This is a genomic window from Bacteroidota bacterium, from assembly GCA_013360915.1.
Lineage (GTDB): Bacteria > Bacteroidota > JABWAT01 > JABWAT01 > JABWAT01 > JABWAT01.
Window position 1 is genome coordinate 102545 of record JABWAT010000010.1, and the last position, 23520, is coordinate 126064.

Below are 23520 nucleotides of genomic sequence, written 5' to 3' on the forward strand. Positions count from 1 at the left end.
TCAATGGCTTTCAAATTCAAACATGCCAACCGGATCGTCGGAATTTTCGTGTTTTCCGCGCTGGCTTTACTTGTGGGCGGCCTTATCCTGGTGGCCATGCAGCAAAAGGTGTTTGTGAAGAAATACACCTTCCGGGCCCTCTTCCTCGATGCCGAAGGTCTTTCTTCTTCCACCTCGATTAATTTCAAAGGATATGAAATCGGGCGGATTACCGACTTCCGGCTGAATGATCAGAACCTGATTGATGCCGAGTTTTATGTGGTCGAGGAATACCGTGGGAAATTGGTCGAAAACTCGGCGCTGAACAAGGCGAAAAACCCATTGACCGGTACCAGTAAAATTGAATTGCTTCAGGGTCCCGACCTGACCAGGGTTCTTCCTGAAGGCAGCCTGATTCCCAGCATCAATGTTCCCGATGGCCGGCGTCTGGTTGAACTCGGCCTGGTCGAAAAAACCGGTGACCCGATTGCCTCCATGGTTGCCAATCTGGATCAGTTTCTTGATAATCTGAACCGCGATAACAACGTACGGGGCGGAGCGGTTTTCCGGGCCATGGTGAATCTGGCCAATGCCGCAGAAAAGCTTGATCAGACCCTGCTCGAGGTCACCACCACTGTCGAAAAACTGAACCGCGAATACCGGCCCGGTGACGGACAGTTGTTCACCGCCATCAACCGGCTAACCCTGCTTGCCGAAGAACTGGACAGGACGGCTGATCAGGTCAACCAGACGTTGTCCAAAGCCGATGTACTGATTGAGAACTACCAGTCCCCCGATGAACTGGCCGTGAAAATGATTGACCCGACCCGGGAAAAACTGATCACTCCCGTCAGTGAGCTGATGATCAAACTGAACCGGACCATGGAAGAAATGAATGATCTTCTCAACTTTGTGAATACCAGACAACCCGAACTGGCCGATCTGATCCTGCAGGGAAGAACCACCATTCAAACAGCCAAAAAAACCCTTGAAGGAGTAAACAACAATCCACTCATCCGGGGAGGAATCACACCTCAGCCACAGCAGGATCCCGAAGGACTTCCGAACCGTCCGGGAACGGAGAGGCCATGAAAAAACTGATTTGTATTCTGACTCCGATACTTTTTGCCGCCTGCTCTTCCCTGCCAGAAAGCCAACCGGTCTCACCGGCCTCCTCTCCAGTGACCGGCGCGCTGCGGTCAGGTTATCAGTCCCTCCGGTCGGGTGATACCGAACGGGCCCGGGGATTATTTGAACAATCGTACGGACAGGCCACCCTTCATGATGACATTCCGCTGAAAATCCGGTCGGGTCTTGCCATGGCCCGTGTGGCCCGGCAGGCTGGCGATCAGATTGCTGCCCGCCGATGGGAAATTCAAAGCCGCAAGCTCATAGATTTATGGGAACCTGATTACCTTATTTACCACACACTTTACCAGGCCGAACGTTTCTGGCTGCTGGGGAGGACCGATTCGATCCGTCAGATCACTGGCGACTTTGATGGTAAGCATCCCTGGCTGGCTGTTCAGTTACAGGCCTACCGGGTGCTGGCTTTCCAGGATCAATCCGGCGTGAAGGATGAAGTCAACCGGCTGGAATCCATGGCCCTTGATCTCTCCGATCCATCCATCAACGAATCAGAAGACCCCGGTGCACTGGCATTTGCCTGGTACACAGCCGGGCGGTCACGATTCAGGCTGGGTGATTACAAATCTGCGCTGGAAAATTACGAACAGGCACGTCTGGCCGATCAGAAGTCGGGTAACGCCTCCGGCCTGGCCGATGATCTGTCTGGAATCGCACAGAGTTATGAAAAGTTGGGAAAGCCCGGCGAGGCCGAATCGGCCGCCCTCCGCTCCTGGGAGATCAATGCGCAGCTGAACCGCCAACCCGACCGTGATTTGTCACAGGCGTTCTGGCTCGAACTCAGACTCGCCCACGATCCATCAGCACGTGTTCAACTCGAACAACTGATGCGGTCCACCACCCATCAGCCGCTGGCCGACCGGTTACGACAGCGATTTTTCCGATAACCTGTTCCCCAAATTCAACCTTCCGGAAGTTCTCTTCATGTACGCTTTCCGGTGATGAATGACAAACGGGAACAGAAATTTATTAATTTTCAGGAATATTGAATGACCACCGAAATTATCATTGCCATCTGCGGTTTGATTTTACTTGCTTACCTGTTTGATGTTACCGTATCTATTACCCGAATTCCTTCTGTCATTCTGTTATTGATTGTGGGGTGGTCCGTCAGGCAACTGACCATCTTACTTCAGATTCCCATGCCGGATATAGCTCAGGTCCTCCCCGTGATCGGTACGGTCGGACTCATTCTGATCGTGCTCGAAGGATCCCTCGAGCTTGAACTTTCCCGTTCAAAACTAGGTGTTATCTCAAAAACCATTACCATCTCACTGCTTTCTGTTATGGTGTTCAGCTTAGGACTGGCTTTTGTATTTCAATATTTTTCCGGCGTCAGTTTAAAGATTGCGCTTGTCAACGCCATTCCATTCGCCGTTATCAGCAGTGCCATTGCCATCCCCACCGCTCAGAAGTTCTTGTCAAAAGACAGGGAATTTATTACCTATGAAAGCAGCTTTTCTGATATCATAGGGGTGATCCTGTTTAATTTCCTCATTTTAAATGAGACCATCGGATTGGTTTCAGTCGGTCAGTTTTTATTGGAAATGACCCTCATTCTGTTAATCACCCTGGTAACCACCCTGTTGCTGGCCCTGTTACTTGGCAAACTGAAACACCACGTCAAATACCTGCCAATCATCGTTCTGATTGTTCTCATTTACTCCTTGTCAAAATTATACCACCTTCCTGCGTTGATTATCATACTATTGTTTGGACTGTTTCTCGGAAATCTGAATAAATTCAGGAGGTTCGGGTTCATAAGCAGACTGCATCCGGATGGAATGACACATGATGTGCATAAATTCCGGGACCTGACCGTTGAAATTGCCTTCCTGGTCCGCGTGCTCTTCTTCTTACTTTTCGGCTACCAGATTCAAACCAGTGATCTGATCAATCTGGAAACGCTGGTGTGGGCTTTGGGCATCAGCCTGGGCATTTACGGAATTCGCTATGGGCTTCTTCTTCTGTATAAAGTAAAAAGTCCAGCCGTTTTTTTTACCGCACCACGTGGCCTGATTACCATCCTGTTGTTTCTGAGCATACCCGCCAGTCAGGTCGTACCACCGGTTTCTAATTCCCTGATCATTCAGGTTATTCTGATCTCGGCTATGATGCTGATGATTGGTATGATTGGGAATGGTGGGAAAGAGAAGGAACGATTGGAAGTTGAACCATCCGGGAAGAATTAAAAAGAAAGGTGCAGCCCGGTCGCTCTCTCCGGACAAGTCACATGATCAGTCAACCGCGCTTTTGGTTTTAATTCCGTACTTTTTCCGGATGGAATCGACCAGATACTCTGCAACAAAGGCTGCCTGATCAGGTTTGGTTTTGTGAATGCTGATCATCAGGATGGCATGGTATTGGTGTCTGATTTCCAGATAGCCGGGTTCGGCTGTCTGAATGCGCGTCAGGGTGGAATCACTCCGTTTCATTTCGGTCGAGATTTTTTCCGGATTCCGTTTATAAATGGGTTCATCCAGAATCTCTGTATTCAGAACCACAAACCAGGGACCTTCCTGTTCCAGTGCCACCTCGGCTGCCCGCAGCAGAGCCAATTCTTCCACCACTTCTTTCGGGGTATCCACTTTTCCTTTGAACGTAATCCGGAAGGTGGATTCAGTCAGACGGATATCACCGAAGCCGGTCTGATCATAGGAGTTGAACGGGTAATAAACCTGCAGACACCCGGTTAAAAGGACTGAAAACCAGACAAGGAAGCCGATGCGTTTTTTCATGAGGAATCCCCTTAACAGATCAGCAAATGAAACAACTGGTTGTCTGTCGCCCGCGGAAAAATCGCTTATTCGTATCTCAGCGCTTCAACCGGATCGAGCCGGGCGGCTTTGACTGCAGGATAGGTTCCGAACAGAATCCCGATTCCACTGGTCACCATCAGACCGATAAACGTCCAGAGCCAGGGGAAATAAGGTTCCACATCAAGAAGCAGAGCCACCAGGTTTCCGATTCCGATTCCGGCCGCAATGCCTACCAATCCACCCAGCTGACACAGGATGATCGCTTCAGAAATAAATTGTATCCAGATGGAAGAACGAGTAGCTCCGATGGCTTTTCTGATCCCGATTTCACGGGTTCGCTCGGTGACGGAAACCAGCATGATATTCATGATTCCCACACCTGCCGCCAGCAGTGCAATCAGAGAAATTCCCGCCGCAGCAATTTTGAAAGTCAGTGTGAAGGAGTTGAATTGTTCGATGAGAGAATCGTTGCTGAACAGGGAAAAATCATTTTCCAGACCTGGTTCCACCCGTCGCACTGCACGCAGAATCGAGTAAACTTCGTCCACCGTCGCTTCCATCTGTTCAGTCGAGGCCGCCATCACGGTCAGGTGAATGTCCTGGTGGTCAAAGCCGGTGATTTTAAGCAGGCTGGTAATCGGAATCACCATGAGGTTGTCCATGCTCTGCCCAAAACTCTCACCACGCGGAACCATAAGCCCCACCACCGAGAACACCATTCCGCGGTAACGGACGGTCTGGCCGATGGGATTGGTATTGGGAAACAGGATGGAGGCAATGTCCTTTCCAAGAACAGCCACGGGCCGGTCAAAGGTCACATCGTCTTCGGTGATAGACCGTCCTTCACCGATCTCATAGCCGTTATTCGGGAAAAAGGCATAATCACCACCGGCAACCTGAACACCTGGCTTGGTCTGATCAAAATCAGATTTGATCATATACCCAAAACTCCAGGCCTCAATTCCAACATACTTGGGAAGGGTGGCCCGTTCTTTTACGGCCATGCAATGTTCATACGTCAACGGCCTGCGCTTACGGGTTTCGCGGTTGTTGGTATTGATTCCCGCATCGGTCCGCTGAATCTGGAACGTATTGGTTCCCAACTGGGTGAGACCCGTTTCCACCGATTGCTGCAACACGCCCAGCGCCGTCATCACGGCAATGATACTGATTACCCCCACCGCCATGCCGATCAGCGTCAGGATGCTGCGCAGCCGGTTCGCCCGGATGGAATCCATGGCCAGTCTGAAAAGTTCACCCAGATTCATCATTCGTACCTCAGCGCTTCAATGGGATCCTGTTTGGCTGCCGCGTTGGCCGGCAGGTAGCCGGCAATCAGACCCACCAGCAGGGAGAGAATGATGGAAATAAGAATCACATCCAGTGGCATCTGAGCCACAAAGAAGGAGTCAATCACAAACTTAAGCACCGCCGACAGAGCCAGTCCGATCAGTCCGCCCAAAGAACTGATGGTCATGGCCTCAATGAGAAACTGAGCAAGCACCATCCGGCGGGTGGCCCCGAGTGCCTTTCGGATACCGATTTCTCGGGTCCGTTCTTTCACCGACACAAACATGATGTTCATGACCCCGATCATTCCCACAATCAGGGAAAGTGAGGTGATAAAGATGCCGACTCCGTAAATGCCCGCCGAGATTCCATCCAACTGCTGTTTGAAAGCTTCCTGCTGGTTGATGGCGAAATTGGGTTCCTCACCCGGGCCGAGTCGTCTGAGCCGGCTCAGGATCAGGGTCAGTTCCTCCTTGGCATCCTCAACAACCGCCGCACTGGTTACCTTCACAGCAATCTGAATTCCGCGGCGGATTCCAAAATATTTTTTGAAGGTGTTAAACGGCACCATCACCTGGTTGTCGCGGCTGAAAACACCCAGGAATTTTCCCTGCCGGGCCAGAACACCAATGACGGTATAAGGTCGGTTCTGTAAAATGACTTTCTGCCCGATGGCCGATTCACCCGGGAAAAGTGACTTTTCAACATCGGCTCCGAGAACAATCACATCGCGGGCAGCATCATTTTCGGCAGTGGTGATGAAACGTCCCTCCGCTATATCGGACCCCGATATTTTGAGTTCATCTTCCACCACTCCCATCACGGCCAGACCAGAGACACTGTTTTCGTTACGTCTGATCTCGCTGCCCGTAAAGGCACGGGGAACCACATACATGGCAAAACGGGATTGTTCCCTGATGGCGTCGGTGTATTCTTCTTTCAGCTCGGGACGGTTTCTGTATACCCAGAACTCATCGTTGTTGATAAACCAGGGGAATTTCTGAACGTAAAGCACATCATTACCAATCATGGTAAGCGTCGACTGGAACGCATTGTCGATCCCGCTCATCATCATGTTCATGCTTGTTACCGATACAATACCGATGATGATACCGAGCGTCGTCAGAAGCGACCGCAGTTTGTTGGCCCGGATGCTTTGCATGGCAATCCGGACACTTTCCCAGGTCTGAATGAGAAATCGTTTCATACCGTCAGGCCGGAATGGCTTCGGACGCTTTGCTGACCGGTATCTGGGTCTGATCAGACTCGATATGGCCGTCGCGCAGACGGATCACCCGCCGTGCATGACGCGCAATGTCTTCTTCGTGGGTCACCACAATAATGGTGTTCCCTTTCCGGTACAATTCTTCGAACAGCTGCATGATTTCTTCACCGGTCCGTGTATCGAGGGCACCGGTGGGTTCATCGGCCAGAATAATGGAAGGTTCAGTGACCAGTGCCCGGGCAATGGCCACCCGCTGCCGCTGACCACCCGACAATTCGTTGGGCTTATGATGCATCCGGTCGGCCAGTCCCACACTTTCCAGTGCATGAATGGCCCGTTCCCGCCTCTCTGAAGATGAATATCCCCCATAAATCAAGGGAAGCTCCACATTGTGCAATGCATTCGAGCGGGGAAGCAGATTAAACGTCTGAAACACAAATCCGATCTCTTTGTTACGGATCCGTGCCAGCTCATTATCACTCATGGCCGACACGTCCTCTCCCTTAAAGAGATAAGTGCCCGAGGTTGGAGTGTCCAGACAGCCGAACATGTTCATCAGGGTGGACTTCCCCGAACCGGAAGGGCCCATGACAGCCACATATTCGTTTTTTCCGATGGCGAGACTGACCCCACGGAGTGCATGCACTTCCTGTGTACCCATGATGTACACCTTGGTCATGTTCTCGATGTAAATAAGTTGGTTTTCTGGTGACATATCAGTCCTCCGATTCCTCTTTGGCTTCTCCGCCGGCTTTCTTCTTCTCAGTATCCTCGATCCGGACCTTTGTCCCGTTCTGAAGGTCTTTCGAAATGGCACGGTAACTACCAGAAACCACCTGTTCAGCACCCGTCAGCCCCGATTTAATTTCGATGTAACGGTCGTCGCTGATGCCGGTTTCCACCACCACTGAACGGGCTTTGCCACTATCGGCCACAAAGACCAGTTTCGGCGGTGTTTTCAAAAGGGAAGATTTGGCCGATTTCTGAGCATCAGGTTTTGGCTGAGGAGCCTCCTCATCCTTGCCACCTTCGGGCTTCATGGCCAGCTGATCACGACGAATGGTTACCGACTGGATCGGCACACTGAGTGCATTGACCACACGGTCTGTTTCAATATCGGCTGTGGCCGACATGCCGCTGCGGAACAGGTTGGATTCATCAATCAGCAGAATGGTGACCGGGAAGTTGGTCACCTGCTCCTGAGTTCCCAATCCGGTGGTGACCGGTGAGTGAGCAATTTCCTTCACGATACCATTGAACGTTTTGCCTTTGATGGCATCCACCGAAATACGGGCGGTATCTCCGAGCGACACATTCACCACATCATTTTCATTGACATCCACCTTCACTTCCATCCGGCTGAAATCGGCGATCCGCATCATTTCCGTTCCCGAAAACTGACTGGTTCCCACCACGCGCTCGCCTTCTTCAACCGACAGCGAGGATACAATACCGGTAATGGGGGCCACTACCCGGGTTTTCCTCAGGCTTTCCTGAGCCTGCTCAAGGTTCGACTTTGTTCGTTGCAGATCCGACTCGGCCACCTGCATAGAAACACGTACTTGTTCAATTTCAGAATCGGAAACCAGGTTTTTCTTGTGAAGGCCGTCAATCCGTTCAAATTCCTTTTTGGCCTTTTCATACTGAGAAGTCACCGCTTGTAAAGCCGCCTGACTCTGGTCGACCTGGAACTGATAAATGTCAGGTCTGATTTCGGCCAGAAAATCCCCTTTTCTGACTTCCTGACCTTCTTTAACCGCCAAACGGACCACCTCACCGGAAACATCGGGAGACATCTTGACTTCCAGTTCAGGATAAATTTTTCCCGAAGCGGTCACCACCTGGGTAATGGTTCGTTTTTGTACCGGTTCAACCGTCACGGTCATTCCCTTGTCTTCTTTGCCGAACAGGGCAAAGCCGATTACGACACCGAGAACGATGACAATAAGCGAAATAACAATAATTGCTTTTTTTCTGGATTTGGTCTGAGCCATGGAATGATGCCTCTTTTATCGGATGGTGATGTAATCTTCAGGTTTCAGGCTGCCAATGTAGAAGTCCAGTACTTTCTTCTGGAATTCATACTGATACTTGGCCTGTGTGGCCAGACTGGCCGCATTGGTAAAATCTTTGACCGCATTGGCCAACTCAACATACGTTCCTGCACCCAGATTGTACCGTTCCTGTGCGGTTTCACGCAGCAGCGAGGCCGCCTTGAACTGATCCTGGGTGACTTCATAGGATTTTTTATAAGACAGATAATCGAGATAGGCCTGCTTGACACTGACCTGAATGGACCGTTCCAGGCTGGAGAGGTCATACTCAGCATTCCGCAGATTGGTGGTGGCCTGATGAACGAAATAGTTGGTCTGGAACCGGTCAAAAATCGGGATGGACAGGTTCAGGGAAACCCGGTAACTGCGCAGGTCGGTCAGCTGATCGCCCACAGAAAGTTTGTTCACACTTGGCGATACTCCGTTCGCACCCCAGCTCCATGACAGATCCAACGACGGCATGTATCCGGTCCAGGCCTGCCAGACTGCATTTTGTCTCGATTTGATAGCCAGTTTCGATGCTGCCAGATCGGGCCGCTGACGAAATGCAGCTTCAATCAGGGATGGAAGGTCGTAATTCGTTTCTTTCCCGGCGCCCAGATCGGGTACCACAATGTCATACTCCTGAGTCGGATCCAATGCCAGAATCGATACCAGCTGGCTTTTACCGATGGCCACATTTTTCTCGGCATTAATGACATCCAGTTCAGCATTCGATTTCAGGTACTGCTGATTGTACAAGTCAATCTGAGGGCGGGACCCCAACCGGGTCATTTCGGAAATTTTCTTCAGCTGTTCTTCCTGATACACCAGATTTTCACGGGCAATCTTCAGCAGTTCCATCCGCTGAAGCACCACCAGAAAGTTCGAGGTGACATCCAGAATGGTGCTTTGTGCCGAGCGGGCAAAAGTATTGGTGGCAATTTCCAGATTGTACTCTGACTGCTCATACCCTTTCCAGTCAGAAAGGCCGTTGAACAGATTCCAGTTGGCCGAGAGACCCCAGTTATATGAACGGGACTCGATTTCCTGAATCGGAAAAACCGGACTGACATATTGTGATCCGTTGTTGTAAGTCCAACCGATTCCGGCATTGACCGACGGGAGGAACGCGCCGGTGGCCCGAAGGTAATCGGCTTTGGCCAGGCCCACGTTCTGCCGGATCTTCTGAAGATCGGGGTTGTTATCAATAGCAAGCTGAACCGCCTGCTGTAAGGTCAGTTTCCGGGCAGATTGGGCATGTGCACTCGAAAGGAGTCCAAGGCTGGCAATCAGAACGGTGAGCAAAAACCGCATACTTTCTCCAGGTTTTAAATTCTGTTGTGTTCCCGTTAAACGAAAAACCATTGGCTTTGTTTCGGCTGTTCAGACCCATTCCGGGTTCACGAACCGAAAATCGGGTACTTTTCGGGTGAAATTTTTATTATCATCGCAGAAAAGACAAGATAATGTAACCGTTAACCAATTGTAAGGATTTCACTATGTCATCAACCGGTCATGGCCTGCTGAAAGGTAAAAAGGGAATTGTTTTTGGCCCGCTGAATGAAGAAAGCATCGGCTGGAAGATTGCGGAAGCCATCTACCGCGAAGGTGGTAAACTCGCCATTTCAAACGTGGCCACTGCTCTGAAGCTTGGCAACACCGCCGCTTTGGCCGAGAAATGCGGCAATGCTCCCCTGCTCATCGCCGATGCAACCAGTGATGAGGATCTGGCAAAACTTTACAAGGACCTGAAAGCTGAAATCGGAAAAGCCGACTTTATCGTCCATTCCATCGGGATGAGTGTGAACATCCGGAAAAACATTCCGTACGAATCGACCAACTATGCTTTTTACTCCAAGGCCATGGAAGTCTCCGCCATCTCTCTCCACAAAGTCATCCGGCATGCCCTCGATGCCGATGCCATCAATGACGGAGCCAGCGTGGTGGGACTCAGCTACATTGGTGCCCAGCGCATCTTCTCCAAGTATAATGATATGAATGATGCCAAGGCCCTGCTCGAATCCATTGCCCGTAACTTTGGAAGCCATCTCGGAAGTCGGGGCATCCGGGTGAACACCGTTTCTCAATCCCCAACCAAGACCAGTGCCGGAACCGGTATTGCCGGCTTTGATGCCATGTATGAATTTGCTCAGTTGGTGTCTCCGCTTGGCAACGCCACCGCAGAGGAATGTGCCGATTACGTGGTATCTCTGCTTTCCGACTTCACAAAAAAGGTGACCATGCAGAATCTGTTCCACGATGGTGGATTCAGCAGCATGGGCATTTCGGACAAATTGTTCGAAGTGCTGGAAAAAGGCATGAAGAGCTGAATGAAAGGGGACTCCGGTCCCCTTTTTTTTTATCTGAACTGAGTGGTTTTCCACGCTGAAAACCGGTCTTTCACCTTTCCGCGCTGATACTTACCTGTCGATGTTACGGGTAATTCGTCGGTAAATACCACCACTTTGGGACATTTTGAAGCCGGTAAGTGGGCCCGGCAGAAGGCAATCACGGCTTCTTCCGTCAGGTCCGGTGCCGAGCGGATGACCATGGCACCCACTTCCTCGCCATACCAGTCGTTATCGAACCCGATGGCCAGTCCGGCTTTGACTCCAGGACATTGATTGATCACTTCATCAATTTCCAGCGGTGAAAGATTGACCCCGCCACGGATGATCAGTTCTTTAAACCGGCCGGTGATGAAAAACCAGGTCCTTCCCCCTCCATCGGTTAACCGGAACCCCTCATCACCCGACCGGAACCAGCCGTGGGTGAACGCTTTATCGGTGGCCTCGGTATTCTGATCATAACCGTTCATCACGTTATGACCTCTGATCACAATTTCCCCTCGGATGCCATCGGCCACCGGCTCTCCGCTATCGGTCTGTATATCCATATCGTTGCAGGGCAGCGGAACCCCGATACTGGGGAATCCGTGTGCAGACAGCCAGTGGTGACGGGTTTCCCGATCGGTATCAATGGGAATGAAACAGGAATAGCAGGTGGTCTCAGATAAGCCGTATCCGTGAATGAGCGGAATGCCAAAACGATTTTCCGTTTTCATGGCCAGATCCACCGTCAGCGGACCCGCCCCGCAAATAACATGTCGCAGTGCGGTTCCCGCAAAGGAATCGGGTGGTGCGGCCTCGCATAAATATTGAAGAAGCGTGGGAACCACCGAGGTCACCGTGATGCCGGCCGACCGGATGACAGACACCATTCCATCGGGAGAAAATTTCTGCATCATGGAAATCCGTGCACCGGCCACCAGCGGGGTCACATGGGTTACAACCGTGCCGTTCACGTGGTGGACTGGTAATACACAGAGCAGATGATCGTTTTCGGAGAGCCGGTGCCACCGGGCAATCTCAAACGAATCCACCAGCAACTGATACTGACTCAGGACCACACCCTTGGGTGCTCCGGTTGTCCCGCTAGTATATACAATCAGTGCTTCATGGTTCAGTAACGAAACTGCCGGGTCTGCCTTCCACTCAGGTCCGGAAACGGACATGACCTCTCTGGAAGAGACAACTTTCCGTCCGCCTGCCATCGGACCAACCCGATCCATTTCCTCATCCAGCACCATGATCACTCCGGGATCACCCTGTGTCAGAATCGTCTTCAGGCGCTGATTGTCTTCGCCCATGTTCAGCGGAATCACGCACGCCCCCAGTTTCCATGCGGCAAAATAGGTCAGAATCACCGCCGGATGGTTGGCTCCGGCCGTGGCAATCCGCCCGCCGGTTTTCACTCCGGCCGCAGACAGGAAACCCGCCAGCCGGTTCACGTGGGAATCAAATCCGGACCAGGACCAGGACTGCACTGCCTTCTCGCGCTGGTACCAGGTATAGAAGGGCTCGCCTCCCTTTTTTCCGGCCCACTCAGACAGCACGGCCCCGATTGAAGTTACGCGAACCATGGACTCTGAGGCAGGGACTTTTGCGGTGGACCTCCCGTTCATTATCCGCACTTCCAGATCAGACATGACTCAACCTCCTTTCGGACGAAGATAGAAGCACCGGATGATCCTGTAAAAAATCCCCCTCCTGAATTCCGTCCAAAATGCAGGACAAAATTTCACCAGACGGCCGGTTATCCGCAGAATTTTCTGAAACCGTCCATATTTTGTGGCTTCTGTCCGGATCAGATCCCAGCAGCCGAATACTTAAACTATTAAAGTCAGACACCACAGAAAAACCCTTCCACCCGGCATGGTTTGTTCCGAACAGCCTATGTAATTTAAGTTTCATGGCGATAAAAATTAATTTGTAAGGCAAGCGATTTGACAACTTGACGACAGAAGACGAAATTTACTTTTTGAGGGAAGACCCCCGTTTTTAGGAGTCTGTTATGAAAAACAACCTGTATTCAATCAATCTGTTCGATGCCGAGCACGATTCCTGTGCCATCATTGCCCTGGTCAGGAAGAATGGTGTGGCCACACATGGTAATGTCCGCCGGGTGCTGCGGGCGCTCGACAACATGGGTCACCGGACCGGCGAAATCAACCAGGAAGGTGATGGGACCGGGATCCAGACCGATATCCCCAAGCTGATCTGGGGCCGGAAACTGGAATTAAACGGACTCGATTCACGGCAGGTGTATAATCCGCTCTTCACCGTACTTCACCTGATGATCCGCCGGAGCAATACTGACCATCAGCAGTCGGTAATTGAAGCCATCCGCCGGTTGCTGAGCGGAGCAGGGTACGACGTCATTCATTCAGCCGCAGCCGATGTGGACCGCGATGCGTTGGGTCCGCGCGGACTGGCTCTGGAACCCCTTCACTGGCAGATGGCGATGGTACCGCACGGTCGCCGCACCATTGCTGAAGCCAAAAGTCACGAACTTCATCTCAAAATTGAAAAACTGTTCCCCGATGTTCACGTGGTTTCCTTCAGCCAGAACTCGGTGATTTACAAAGTACGGGGTGATGTACGCACCCTGATGAATTACTTTCCCGAACTGAAACACCCCGATTTCCGCAGTGCGATTTCACTCGGTCACGGCCGGTACTCCACCAATACCGAATCGACCCATGAGCGGGCCCAGATGTTTTCCACGCTGGGACACAATGGCGAGATCAACACCATCATGCGCCTGAGGAAAGAAGCTCAGCGGCTGGGTATTCAACTGGTCGAGAACGGGTCGGATAGTCAGGATCTGGACCGGATGGTTGAAAACCTCATGTTCCGCGAGGATTTCTCTCTGATGGAAGCCATGGAAATGATCTTCCCGCCGGTCTGGTCCGAAATCAATAAAATGGAACCGAAGGCACGTGAACTGTACACCCACTTCCGCCGTGTGATTGGCAAAATTGCCCAGGGACCCGCCGCCATCATTGCCCGCCAGGGTGATGAAATCGTTTTCTCGGTGGATGCGCTCGGTCTGCGTCCGCTCTGGTATGGTGAAACCGATAAAGAATTTTATGCCTCTTCAGAAAAAGGCGTTATTGATTTCGAAAGCATGGAATCCGATCCGGTTCCCATTGCCCCCGGCGAGAAAAAGGGAATCTGGCTGAAACGGCCCATTGTCGTTGGCGATTCCATCGGCAATCAGATGATTCAGGGAGGCGTTGAGGTATTCAGCCACCAGAAACTTCGTGACTTTGTGGTGAACCGCGTGGGAGGATCCATTGCATCCGCTCCGACTTTGCTGCGTCCTGCCCGTGAATCCGGCGAAACCAGCACCGACTGTAAACCGGTCAATGTGAATCATTACATGGCCATGGGCTGGAAGACAGATGAATGGGATGACATTTCCTGTTTCATGTCGAACGGTAAGGAACCCATTGCCGCCACCGGTTATGACGGACCGCTGGCTTTTCTGGTGGATGACATTACCAACATTCCCGAGTACATCAAGGAACGGGTGGCCGTGGTCACCAACCCCAGCATTGACCGGGAACGCGAAGGCGATCATTTTTCACTGCGGACTTTTATCGGTCCCCGTCCGGGATGGCGCGACTCAAACGGACATCAGCTGCTGATCGACCACCCGGTTCTGGTTGGCGGTTTGCACAACGATTCCTGGCTGAGCGCCCATTCACCCGACCTGACTCTTGCGGATGTGCTGCGTGATGCGGGCAAGCATCTTGATGTCATCACCGTCTCGCTCAGTTCAGAATCCGAATTCCCGACCGAAAGCGATTATGATCGGAAAATCGATCTGATCACCCATTCACTGGCCACTTCCTCGGGAGCCGTTCTGGTACTGGATGACCGGTCCTTTTTTACCCATCCGACCTATGCCTTCGATCCGTTTGTTTTTCTTGCAAAACTGAACCGGGCGCTGGATGCACAAACCGGAATCCGCGGACGGTGTCTGCGGCTGGAGTGTTCAATCATTCTGGTTTCCGGACAGTTACGGACCACCCACGATCTCATCGTTGCACTTGGCCTGGGCGCCGACGCTCTGGTTCCCTATCTGGCTTATGAACGGGCACTCGAAAATCAGGAGGGTGCTGATAAAAAGGTGAAACTGATCACCGCCGCCATGGTAAGCGGAATCGAAAAGGTTATTTCCACCCTGGGAATTCACGATATCAGTGGCTATGCCCCGCTCTTTGCTGCCATCGGACTGAAGCACGATCTCGCCAAGGCCATTGGAATCACCAACGCACTGGGTCACGACCAGGCTGGTTATGGTTTCGGAAACCTCACGGCCGCTCTTTCCAAACGCAAAGAGGCACTGGAAAAAGACCTGCTTCGCCTGAAACCCGACAGCCACCTGTACCCGAAAGTCTGGAAATCCATTGCCGATGTGGCTCAGGGAAAACAAACCTATCAGGACTATCTGGATAAACTCAGGAAGGTCACCGAGAAAACACCGGTGGGTATCCGCCACCTTCTCGACATCGAAACCGGAAAACCGGCTGCCGAATCCTGCGATGTTTCCATCGATGGATATGACGGTCCGTTTTACATTTCGGCCATGAGTTTTGGCTCCCAGGGCGAAATCAGTTACAAGGCCTATGCAGAAGCCGCTGCCAGGGAAAACCTGGTCTGTATGAACGGTGAGGGAGGCGAACTTCCCGAAATCATGGGTAAGTATTACCGGAACCGTGGCCAACAAGTGGCCTCCGGACGGTTTGGGGTGAATGCCACCCTGCTGAACTCGGCCCGTTTCATCGAAATCAAAATCGGTCAGGGAGCAAAACCCGGCGAGGGAGGTCACCTTCCCGGATTTAAAGTCACGGCTAAAATTGCCGAAGCCCGTCATACCAATATTGGTGTGGATCTGATTTCGCCAAGCAACAACCATGATATTTATTCCATCGAAGACCTGGCCCAGCTGATCGAAGAGCTCAAAACCGTTAATCCGTTTGCGCTCATCTCGGTAAAAATCCCGGCCATTCCCAACATCGGACCGATTGCAACCGGCGTGGCCAAGGCCAGTGCTGATGTGATTGCCATATCGGGATTCGATGGCGGAACCGGCGCGGCCCGCCGTCATTCACTCAAATATGTCGGATTCCCTACTGAACTGGCTCTGTTTGAAAGTCATCAGGCGCTGGTTCAGTCCGGTTTGCGCGACAAAGTTGAATTGTGGGCCGATGGCGGTGTGAAATCGAGCGACGACATTCTGAAGCTCATGGCTCTCGGTGCCAACCGGGTCGGACTTGGAACCCTGGCCATGGTATCCATCGGGTGTACCATCTGCCGCGATTGCAACACCGGTACCTGCCATGTGGGAATCACCGCTCACTTCCCCACACAGGAAGCAGCCTTTTCTGCCGGACTGACTGCCTATGAACCACGGAACTATGATCTGGCGGTTCAGCATCTTTCCCACATGCTTCAAACCATGAAGTCTGCCCTGGCCGAACAGGGTGCAGCCCTTGGCTTCCGCCGGCTACAGGATCTGGTGGGGCAGAACCATCTGCTGAAACAATCCCGTGCAGCCGATAAAATTGACCTGCGCCCGCTGACCCTTCCCGTTCCGGGTCCGGTATCTGGCGCCCATCGGGATTCCGATTGGTTTATGGTTCAGAAACCAAAAACCGGTCTGTCGAAAATGATCGGGGAAACCCTGATCCGGACCATTGAACGTGGTCAGGAAAAGATCCTGTACCGCGATGATCGTATTGCAAATACCGACCGCGCGGTTGGTGCAGCCACCAGCGGGGAATTGTCCCGTCAGGCCCTGAAGGGAACTCCGTTTAATGGTGAAATTTTCATGGATCTGACCGGCGGTTCCATTCCAGGAAACGGACTCGGCAGCTTTATCAATCAGAGCCTGCGTATCCGGATTCAGGGAGGGGTGCAGGATGGGTCGGCCAAAGGTGCCAGCGGCGGACGAATGACCATTCTGAAAGGACTGAATCACAACGCCCGCACCATTGACGGATCGGTCGGAAAGTGCTTTGCCTACGGGGCACAGGCCGGACGGTTTTTCGTTCAGGGTTATGCCGATTCGAGAACCTGCATCCGGTTATCGGGCGCCGAAGTGGTATTCGGTAAGCGGATCACCGACCGGTACGATCTGAATGCACCTGCCGATGTGCTGGCGCATGCGGCCCTGAAGGGATTTGCCTTTGAATACATGACCAGCGGCACAGTCCTCGTTCTGGGAGATCCGGGACCGTGGATGTGTTCTGGAATGACCGGCGGAATCGTGTACTTCCGGTTATACCCCGAACTCGGCCTGACGGTGGACGGACTGAAGAAACGATTGGCTTCGAACGCGAAAATTAACTTCCGCGAACTGGGTGATTCCGATGTGGAAAAAATCAGTGAGCTGTTAACCGACTACCGGGATGAACTGATCGATACCGGTGCGGCTGAGCAACAAGCCGAGGCAAGGTTAATTGAAGAAGATCTGGCTTCCATCCGGTCGCTTTTTGTGGCAGCCATACCGGCTGTTACACCGGTTAAAAAGCCCGAGATCGCGGCCGAACCGCACAAACACTAAACCTGTTTTACTGAGAGTCGAGAATCCGGCGGATGATCTTCAGAAGATTGTCCGGCCGGAACGGCTTGTGAATCAGGGCCTTCACACCCGCCTTCGTCAATTCCACCCGTAGTTCCGGATTAATGAATCCGGACACCACAATGGCCGCCTGAGACGGTTTGATCTGTTTCATCTGCAGGAATGCATCGCGGCCGCCGAGACGCGGCATTTCCAGATCTGAGACAATCAGGTCAATGGCTGCATGCTGGGCGGTGAACGTTTCCACAGCCATCTGTCCGTCTTCGGCCTGCAGCACCGTGTAGCCTTTTTCCTCGAGCATCGAGGCAATGATTTCCCTGATCATCCATTCATCTTCAACCAGCAGAATGGTTTCTGTGCCGCCCGGGGTATCCTCAGATGCGGCTGTTTCTCCCGATTCCGATTCGGGAAGGGTTTCGGGAACGGGGAAATACACACTGAACCGGGTTCCGTTTCCGGGTGAGCTGGTAACCGCAATGTGGCCCCGGTGATTCTGAAGAATCCCGAAAACAACCGACAGTCCCAGACCGGTCCCTTTTCCCGATCCCTTGGTGGTGAAAAACGGTTCGAATATCCGCTGCCGTGTCGATTCATCCATTCCCATTCCGGTATCGGTCACGGAAATTTCGATGTAGCGGTCATGATTCAGGGTGGCATCCTTTCCATCCACCGCCGCTTTGCTGACCAGCTGACTACCGATGGTGAGGGTCCCGCCCTCGGGCATGGCATCCCGGGCATTCACACATAAATTCAGAAAGACCTGGTGAAGCTGGTTTGCATCGGCCAGAAGAATGGGAATTTCATTCACCAGCTCAAGACGGATGGCAATGTTCTTGGGGAAGGTTTCTTCGAGCAGTTTCACCAGATCCTGAATGATGATGTTCAGGTTAATGGGCTCAAGCAGCAGGTCGCCTTTTTTGGCAAACGTGAGCAGTTGCCTCACCAGTCCTGTGCCCCGGTCAGCGGCTTTTGAAATGGATTCCAGCCGTTTCCGCCCCTTTTCTGACAAGCCGGCATCCTGACTCAACAAATGAATGTTTCCCACCATAATGTTGAGAAGGTTGTTAAAGTCGTGAGCAATTCCGCCGGCCAGCGTCCCGATGGAATCCATCTTCTGCGCCTGACGCAGGTGATCTTCCATTTTTTTACGGTGGGTGATATCCCTGATAAATCCCAGAACACCCACCACCTGGCCACGCATGATCTGTGGCATAATGGTGACTTCGCAGGAGGCATACTCTCCATCCCGCAGACGAATGCGCTTTTCGGTCAGAATGTTCGAGGAACCATGAAGGGCACTGGTGAACAGTTGCATCGACTCGGGCAGGTCATCGGGATGAAACAGGTTGATAATGGGTTTTCCCACCCATTCCTGCCGTTCCCACCCGGTCATGGTTTCAAATATGGAATTCAGTGAGGTGACCGCCCCGTTCGGAGCAAGAGTAAAAATCACGTCACGTGCGCTTTCAATCAGCGACCGGAACCGCTCCTCATTGTCCCTGATCATTTCAATGGACCGGCGCCGGTCGGATACATCCTTCAGGGTCCCGAGCATCCGGATGACTTCCTCTCCGGAATCCCGGATGAAAATACCGTTATCCTCGACATACAGGTATTCACCCGATTTTTTCCGAAGCCGGTATTCCATGTGATACCGGTTACCCGATTTCATGCTTTCATACAGGACCGATGAAGCCATGTCCTGATCATCGGGATGAATCATGGCTTCCCACTGCTCGCTGTTAACCGATCTGAACTCTTCCGGCGAGGCCCCGGTAATGGTTTCGATGGCCCCGGACCAGATAATCTGTCCGGACCGGAGATCATAGTCGTACAGGATCTGTCCGGTTTGTTCAATAAGCAGGCGGTACCGTTCCTCATTGTCCCGGATGGTCAGTTCGGCGTTTTTCACGCGCGTGATGTCATCAAAAGAACAAACCACCATTCCGGGGTGACCATTTTCGCCGGGGACCGGTTCTGCACTGATCTGCAGCCAGGCAGGCTGGTCTTTCCCCGGAACCGGAATACCCAGAGTGACTTCCCTGACCGGCTTTCCGGTCATCAGGGTCTGGTTAACCGGATACGATTCCCACGGACAGATGCCTCCTTCCGGAAACATCAGGTTCCAATCGGAGGAATTGGTTTTTTTTCCAACCAGATCGTCCCGCTGAAGACCCAGAATTTTGGTGGCCGCTTCATTGACATCCACAATGGTGAACTGCGGGTCCACGACAATAATACCAATACTCAGATGACTGAAAACCGTTGGTATCATCAGGCCGGGAGGGTTTTTCATCGTCGTGGTTGGGTGGATTTAACGGCCCAGCCGGCAGCAGTAAGGGCAGCGGCAGCACGGTCGGTCACCGATCCCTGCAGTTCGATGGTATTCCGGTTCACGGTTCCCCCGACTCCACAGGTTTTTTTCAGCGAAGAAGCCAGTTTATCAATCCGGTGGTCGCCATGGGTGAATCCACTGATAATGGTCACGGTTTTCCCGCGTCGTCCATCACGTGACTCGGAAATGGTCAGGGCATTTTCCTGACGGATTTTCTCCCGGACCATTTCATCGGCTTTATCCGCCAATCCGGCATTTCGTGTTTTTAAAAGTTCAGCTAGTGTGGCCATTCCGGATCAAATTTAGAAAAAGTATTGGCATGGTCAAATGCCATCAGTATATTGACGATAGAAATGATTGGTATTCATGACCCGGTTCACTTTACTTTTTCTGTTTCTCACCTGCATTCTCACCCCCGGAAACGGTCAGACACCGGAAGCCATCCGGATTCAGGGGACCATCCTGACGGACGGGCGCCTGGATGAACCTCAGTGGCAGAAAGCCACTCCTTTCACCGAATTTACCCGTATTCAACCCGAAGATGGCGTTCAACCGACGCAGCGAACCGAGGTCCGGTTGCTGTATGATGATGACTATCTCTACGCAGGGGCCTTCATGGCCGACCCGGAACCTTCAGAAATCATTGCCCGCATTTTCGAACGCGACGGTCTGACCCGTAAGGATGATCATTTTATTCTGGTCATTGACTCCCATCTGGATGGATTGAACGGATTTGCATTTCACACCACCCCAACCGGTGTCCGCGATGATTACACCTTTTCCGGCGATGGAGAAGGCAACTACGATGGCAGCTGGAATACTCACTGGGATGTTTCCTGTTCCATTCTGGACAGCGGATGGGTGGCCGAGTACCGGATTCCATGGCGGTCTCTCCGCTTTGAAAGCGGACCAGAGGTTACCATGGCCATGGTTTTCAGCCGGATCATACAGCGAAAGAAGGAAATTGTCATCTCACCATGGATTTCTTCGTCCATCTACCCCAATCCGCGGTTTAAAATTTCAAAAGGGCACCGGGTCACCTTCCGTGACCTGCAGAGCAAGAATCCCTACTACCTCACTTTTTACCAATCGGGACAGGTCAGCACTCAGGCCGTTCCGCCGGATGGAACCAACGGATGGAAAACCACCACCAACGGACTCAGGCGTCATCACTATTCCGATCATCCCGATCTGGACCGGTTTCTTTCCGGCACGGGAATGGATCTGAAGTTTGGTCTGGCAAAGAACATCACGCTTGATCTAACCCTTAATCCGGACTTTTCACAGATTGAAATCGATGATGAACAACTGAACCTGACCCGTTTCCGGCTGATTTATCCCGAAAAGCGCGATTTCTTTCTCGAAAAGGCCGGTCTGTTCACGATGAACATCGGAACGGCACGGGTGTTTTACAGTCGCCGGATCGGGCTGGATAACGGCCGGCCGGTACCGATTCCGGGTGGTCTTCGTCTGACCGGCAGGACGGGGGACCACGAGTTTGGGGTTCTGACGGTGCGGACTCATGAAACACCGGATGGCGTGGTTCCGGGCTCTCAGCAAACCGTCTTACGCGAGAAATATTCGGTTCTTGGCAACGGAAGTTTTATCGGGGCCATGCTGACTCACCGGGCCGATGATGGCAAGTCCACACCGGTGACGGTGCTGGGAACCGATGCCGAAATCAGATTCAACACCCATTACCGCTGGACCATGCGTGCAGCCGCTCAGAATGAAGGGACCGGTCCTGCCGACCGCTGGGCGGCCGAAAGCAGCATTGGGTCGGTCCAGGCCAGCGGACTTCGTCCGTTCCTGAAACTCACCCGGGTTGGCGACGGTTTTCAGCCGGGTAGCGGCATCACCACGCGGGGCGGGTATGATGCAGTCTACGGATACCTGAGCCATGTGTCCTTGTCCTCCGCAGAAAGCAGTTTCCGGCTGACCGACTGGAAGAACGAAGGCGGAATAACCTGGAATCAGGACCATCGACCCGAAAACCGTTTTCTGGAATCTGCCTTCATCTCGGAATTCCGGTCCGGTGCCATCATGAGTCAGTGGATCCGTCTTGAACAGGAAGACATTTTTCCGGCGGATGAATACGATCTTGGCAGCTACCGGATCCGGACGGGTTCTTATCAGTCCTGGCGTGCCGGTATCACGGGTGAAAATCCGAACGGATATCGGGTTAAAGTCATTGGTTCCCTCACCGGCGGCCGGTACTTCGATGGCTGGTATGCAGAGGTGTCGGGCGAAACCGACTGGTATGCCGGTGACCACTGGACGCTGGGGGGATCGTACCAGCACCAGACCATCGATTGGGAAACCGGGTCCTATGAGGCCAATCTGCTTGGCCTCCGGTTAAAGTGGACCCCAACCGTTACCTTTCTTTCCACCCTGTTTCTTCAGCTCAACACCCTCACGGACCGGCTGTCTGCAAACCTGAGGTTCCGTTATCAGCCATCAGAAGGAAACAATCTGTATCTGGTACTCACCCATTCCGGCTGGATCAGGCGCGATCCCGCCGATCCGGGCAGGCCGGCACTCGACTCTCAGGTTATTGCCCTGAAGTACACACTTACCACCGGATTCTGACCGGCGGTTTTTGTTTTTACCAACGGCCCTGTCTATTTTAACCGTCTATAAATTAGTATCCGGAGCCCCTGACTATGTTCGCAGAACTTCATCCTTTTCTTGCCCACTTTTCGGTTGCCCTGCTTCCAGCAGGAATTCTGGTCCTGATCATCTACCGTTTCGCTCATCAGGAATGGTTGCTTAAAGCTTCTTTTTCGCTGTTTGTGCTTTCATCGGTCGCCCTGCTGCTTTCCTACTTTTCGGGCGGAGCCGTTGAAGAACTGGTTGAAAAAATCCCCGGGGTGAAAGGGGCCATCGAAGAACATGAACAATGGGGAACCATTGCCAAGTGGTCGGTTTTTTCTCTGACGGTTCTCACCTTCCTGTACATGCAGTTCAAGGATTCCCTTCTGCGGTTTAATCAGGATGCCAGTTACTATGTGGTGCTGGTGGTTGGCTTATGGGCCTCGGTCGCTGTGATTCTGACCGGCCGGCTGGGTGGTGATCTGGTGTATGATTATGCAGTGGCAGGTGCCGTGCGCAAACCCAGTGCCGAAAGCATTCAGCGTCAGATGAATGCCTACTTCTACACGAAACTGGAATACCTGAAGGAAAAGAACGACATCCCTGCCATTTATTCCCTTTTCCGCGAAATCGAAGTGCAGTTACCCGATAACACCGATTTCCGGATCATGCAGGCCGAGTTTTTGTTCCAGCAACTGAACAATCCGACCGAAGCACTTAATATCATCAAACAGGTGAAGGAACTGCTCAAGGATCCGCAAAGCCGTCAGTATCATGACGCTCTGGTGGCTGAATACAAGGCGTATGTGGCCCTGGCCGATCAGGATGGACAAACGGCTGTAAAAAAACGTCTCGCCGAACTCTTTCCCGATTCACCTTATCTGAAAACCATCAGCCGGTAACCAAACACCGGGATTTCTTTTAAACCCCGTTTGTCATCCGGCAGACGGGGTTTTTTGTTTAGTCAGATTTGGCCCCTCTCCGAAAAACGACCCGTCGGGTAACCCGATCAGCTCATTCCTTCCTTCACCAACCCGAGCCACGTCTGCACCTCACCCATTTCCCCTGATTCTGGTGAAGTAGATTCCAACACCCCGATTACTTCTAATCAAACATTAACTTTTGTCCGTTGACACCCACTTGTTTTTGCCCCCCCCCCATAAACGACCTTGTTGTCGGTTTCCGGGCCCGAAACCTTCAAAACAACAAAAAACAAGGAGTACG

16 protein-coding genes are annotated in these 23520 nt (G+C 52.3%); 7 read left to right on the forward strand and 9 right to left on the reverse strand.

What is annotated here, in order from left to right:
• Positions 1-3: 3 nt before the first annotated feature.
• The 3 genes from HUU10_11480 to HUU10_11490 all read left to right on the forward strand — a co-directional run bounded on the left by HUU10_11480 (position 4) and on the right by HUU10_11490 (position 3317).
• Positions 4-1071 (forward strand): MCE family protein, encoded by a 1068-nt coding sequence (locus tag HUU10_11480; GenBank protein ID NUQ82220.1) that lies wholly within the window; start codon positions 4-6, stop codon positions 1069-1071.
• Positions 1068-2012 carry a tetratricopeptide repeat protein gene (locus HUU10_11485; protein NUQ82221.1) on the forward strand — a complete coding sequence of 315 codons (945 nt, stop codon included), beginning with the start codon at positions 1068-1070 and terminating at the stop codon, positions 2010-2012. Before HUU10_11480 ends, HUU10_11485 begins: the two co-directional genes overlap by 4 nt.
• A 102-nt stretch (positions 2013-2114) precedes the next feature.
• Complete coding sequence (locus tag HUU10_11490; protein ID NUQ82222.1) at positions 2115-3317, forward strand: sodium:proton antiporter; 1203 nt, start codon at positions 2115-2117, stop codon at positions 3315-3317.
• A gap of 45 nt (positions 3318-3362) precedes the next feature.
• On the opposite strand, the gene HUU10_11495 is transcribed toward HUU10_11490, so the two are convergent.
• The 6 genes from HUU10_11495 to HUU10_11520 form a co-directional block, all read right to left on the reverse strand.
• The gene (locus HUU10_11495) at positions 3363-3863 is read right to left on the reverse strand and encodes a hypothetical protein (GenBank protein NUQ82223.1); all 501 of its coding nucleotides are present in this window, start codon (positions 3861-3863) and stop codon (positions 3363-3365) included.
• A gap of 65 nt (positions 3864-3928) precedes the next feature.
• Positions 3929-5155 carry an ABC transporter permease gene (locus HUU10_11500; GenBank protein NUQ82224.1) on the reverse strand — a complete coding sequence of 409 codons (1227 nt, stop codon included), beginning with the start codon at positions 5153-5155 and terminating at the stop codon, positions 3929-3931.
• Positions 5152-6381, reverse strand: a complete 1230-nt coding sequence (locus tag HUU10_11505) for an ABC transporter permease (GenBank protein ID NUQ82225.1) — start codon at positions 6379-6381, stop codon at positions 5152-5154. Before HUU10_11505 ends, HUU10_11500 begins: the two co-directional genes overlap by 4 nt.
• Before the next feature lie 4 nt (positions 6382-6385).
• Complete coding sequence (locus HUU10_11510) at positions 6386-7114, reverse strand: ABC transporter ATP-binding protein (GenBank protein ID NUQ82226.1); 729 nt, start codon at positions 7112-7114, stop codon at positions 6386-6388.
• Between the two features lies 1 nt (position 7115).
• Positions 7116-8393, reverse strand: a complete 1278-nt coding sequence (locus HUU10_11515; protein ID NUQ82227.1) for an efflux RND transporter periplasmic adaptor subunit — start codon at positions 8391-8393, stop codon at positions 7116-7118.
• Positions 8394-8408: 15 nt separating this feature from the next.
• Positions 8409-9749 (reverse strand): TolC family protein, encoded by a 1341-nt coding sequence (locus HUU10_11520; protein NUQ82228.1) that lies wholly within the window; start codon positions 9747-9749, stop codon positions 8409-8411.
• A 185-nt stretch (positions 9750-9934) separates the two neighbouring features.
• Here HUU10_11520 and HUU10_11525 point away from each other — a divergent pair, with 185 nt between their 5' ends.
• Positions 9935-10765 (forward strand): enoyl-ACP reductase, encoded by an 831-nt coding sequence (locus HUU10_11525; GenBank protein ID NUQ82229.1) that lies wholly within the window; start codon positions 9935-9937, stop codon positions 10763-10765.
• A gap of 29 nt (positions 10766-10794) precedes the next feature.
• On the opposite strand, the gene HUU10_11530 is transcribed toward HUU10_11525, so the two are convergent.
• Positions 10795-12423, reverse strand: coding sequence for an acyl--CoA ligase (locus HUU10_11530; protein NUQ82230.1), 1629 nt, complete (start codon positions 12421-12423; stop codon positions 10795-10797).
• 365 nt (positions 12424-12788) lie between these two features.
• On the opposite strand from HUU10_11530, the gene HUU10_11535 reads away from it, so the two are divergent.
• On the forward strand, positions 12789-17351 hold the full coding sequence (locus HUU10_11535; GenBank protein NUQ82231.1) for an alpha-hydroxy-acid oxidizing protein: 4563 nt from the start codon (positions 12789-12791) through the stop codon (positions 17349-17351).
• Between the two features lie 7 nt (positions 17352-17358).
• On the opposite strand, the gene HUU10_11540 is transcribed toward HUU10_11535, so the two are convergent.
• The gene (locus tag HUU10_11540) at positions 17359-19665 is read right to left on the reverse strand and encodes a PAS domain S-box protein (protein NUQ82232.1); all 2307 of its coding nucleotides are present in this window, start codon (positions 19663-19665) and stop codon (positions 17359-17361) included.
• The gene (locus HUU10_11545; GenBank protein ID NUQ82233.1) at positions 19662-19994 is read right to left on the reverse strand and encodes a stress response translation initiation inhibitor YciH; all 333 of its coding nucleotides are present in this window, start codon (positions 19992-19994) and stop codon (positions 19662-19664) included. Before HUU10_11545 ends, HUU10_11540 begins: the two co-directional genes overlap by 4 nt.
• A 76-nt stretch (positions 19995-20070) precedes the next feature.
• On the opposite strand from HUU10_11545, the gene HUU10_11550 reads away from it, so the two are divergent.
• Together HUU10_11550 and HUU10_11555 are read left to right on the forward strand one after the other, a co-directional pair.
• Positions 20071-22293, forward strand: coding sequence for a carbohydrate binding family 9 domain-containing protein (locus HUU10_11550; protein ID NUQ82234.1), 2223 nt, complete (start codon positions 20071-20073; stop codon positions 22291-22293).
• A 74-nt stretch (positions 22294-22367) separates the two neighbouring features.
• Positions 22368-23198, forward strand: a complete 831-nt coding sequence (locus HUU10_11555) for a hypothetical protein (protein ID NUQ82235.1) — start codon at positions 22368-22370, stop codon at positions 23196-23198.
• Positions 23199-23520 lie beyond the last annotated feature (322 nt).

Coding starts and splice junctions, on each gene's coding strand:
- HUU10_11480 (NUQ82220.1), top strand. CDS start 4: ATGGCTTTCAAATTCAAACATGCCAACCGGATCGTCGGAATTTTCGTG.
- HUU10_11485 (NUQ82221.1), top strand. CDS start 1,068: ATGAAAAAACTGATTTGTATTCTGACTCCGATACTTTTTGCCGCCTGC.
- HUU10_11490 (NUQ82222.1), top strand. CDS start 2,115: ATGACCACCGAAATTATCATTGCCATCTGCGGTTTGATTTTACTTGCT.
- HUU10_11495 (NUQ82223.1), bottom strand. CDS start 3,863: ATGAAAAAACGCATCGGCTTCCTTGTCTGGTTTTCAGTCCTTTTAACC.
- HUU10_11500 (NUQ82224.1), bottom strand. CDS start 5,155: ATGATGAATCTGGGTGAACTTTTCAGACTGGCCATGGATTCCATCCGG.
- HUU10_11505 (NUQ82225.1), bottom strand. CDS start 6,381: ATGAAACGATTTCTCATTCAGACCTGGGAAAGTGTCCGGATTGCCATG.
- HUU10_11510 (NUQ82226.1), bottom strand. CDS start 7,114: ATGTCACCAGAAAACCAACTTATTTACATCGAGAACATGACCAAGGTG.
- HUU10_11515 (NUQ82227.1), bottom strand. CDS start 8,393: ATGGCTCAGACCAAATCCAGAAAAAAAGCAATTATTGTTATTTCGCTT.
- HUU10_11520 (NUQ82228.1), bottom strand. CDS start 9,749: ATGCGGTTTTTGCTCACCGTTCTGATTGCCAGCCTTGGACTCCTTTCG.
- HUU10_11525 (NUQ82229.1), top strand. CDS start 9,935: ATGTCATCAACCGGTCATGGCCTGCTGAAAGGTAAAAAGGGAATTGTT.
- HUU10_11530 (NUQ82230.1), bottom strand. CDS start 12,423: ATGTCTGATCTGGAAGTGCGGATAATGAACGGGAGGTCCACCGCAAAA.
- HUU10_11535 (NUQ82231.1), top strand. CDS start 12,789: ATGAAAAACAACCTGTATTCAATCAATCTGTTCGATGCCGAGCACGAT.
- HUU10_11540 (NUQ82232.1), bottom strand. CDS start 19,665: ATGAAAAACCCTCCCGGCCTGATGATACCAACGGTTTTCAGTCATCTG.
- HUU10_11545 (NUQ82233.1), bottom strand. CDS start 19,994: ATGGCCACACTAGCTGAACTTTTAAAAACACGAAATGCCGGATTGGCG.
- HUU10_11550 (NUQ82234.1), top strand. CDS start 20,071: ATGACCCGGTTCACTTTACTTTTTCTGTTTCTCACCTGCATTCTCACC.
- HUU10_11555 (NUQ82235.1), top strand. CDS start 22,368: ATGTTCGCAGAACTTCATCCTTTTCTTGCCCACTTTTCGGTTGCCCTG.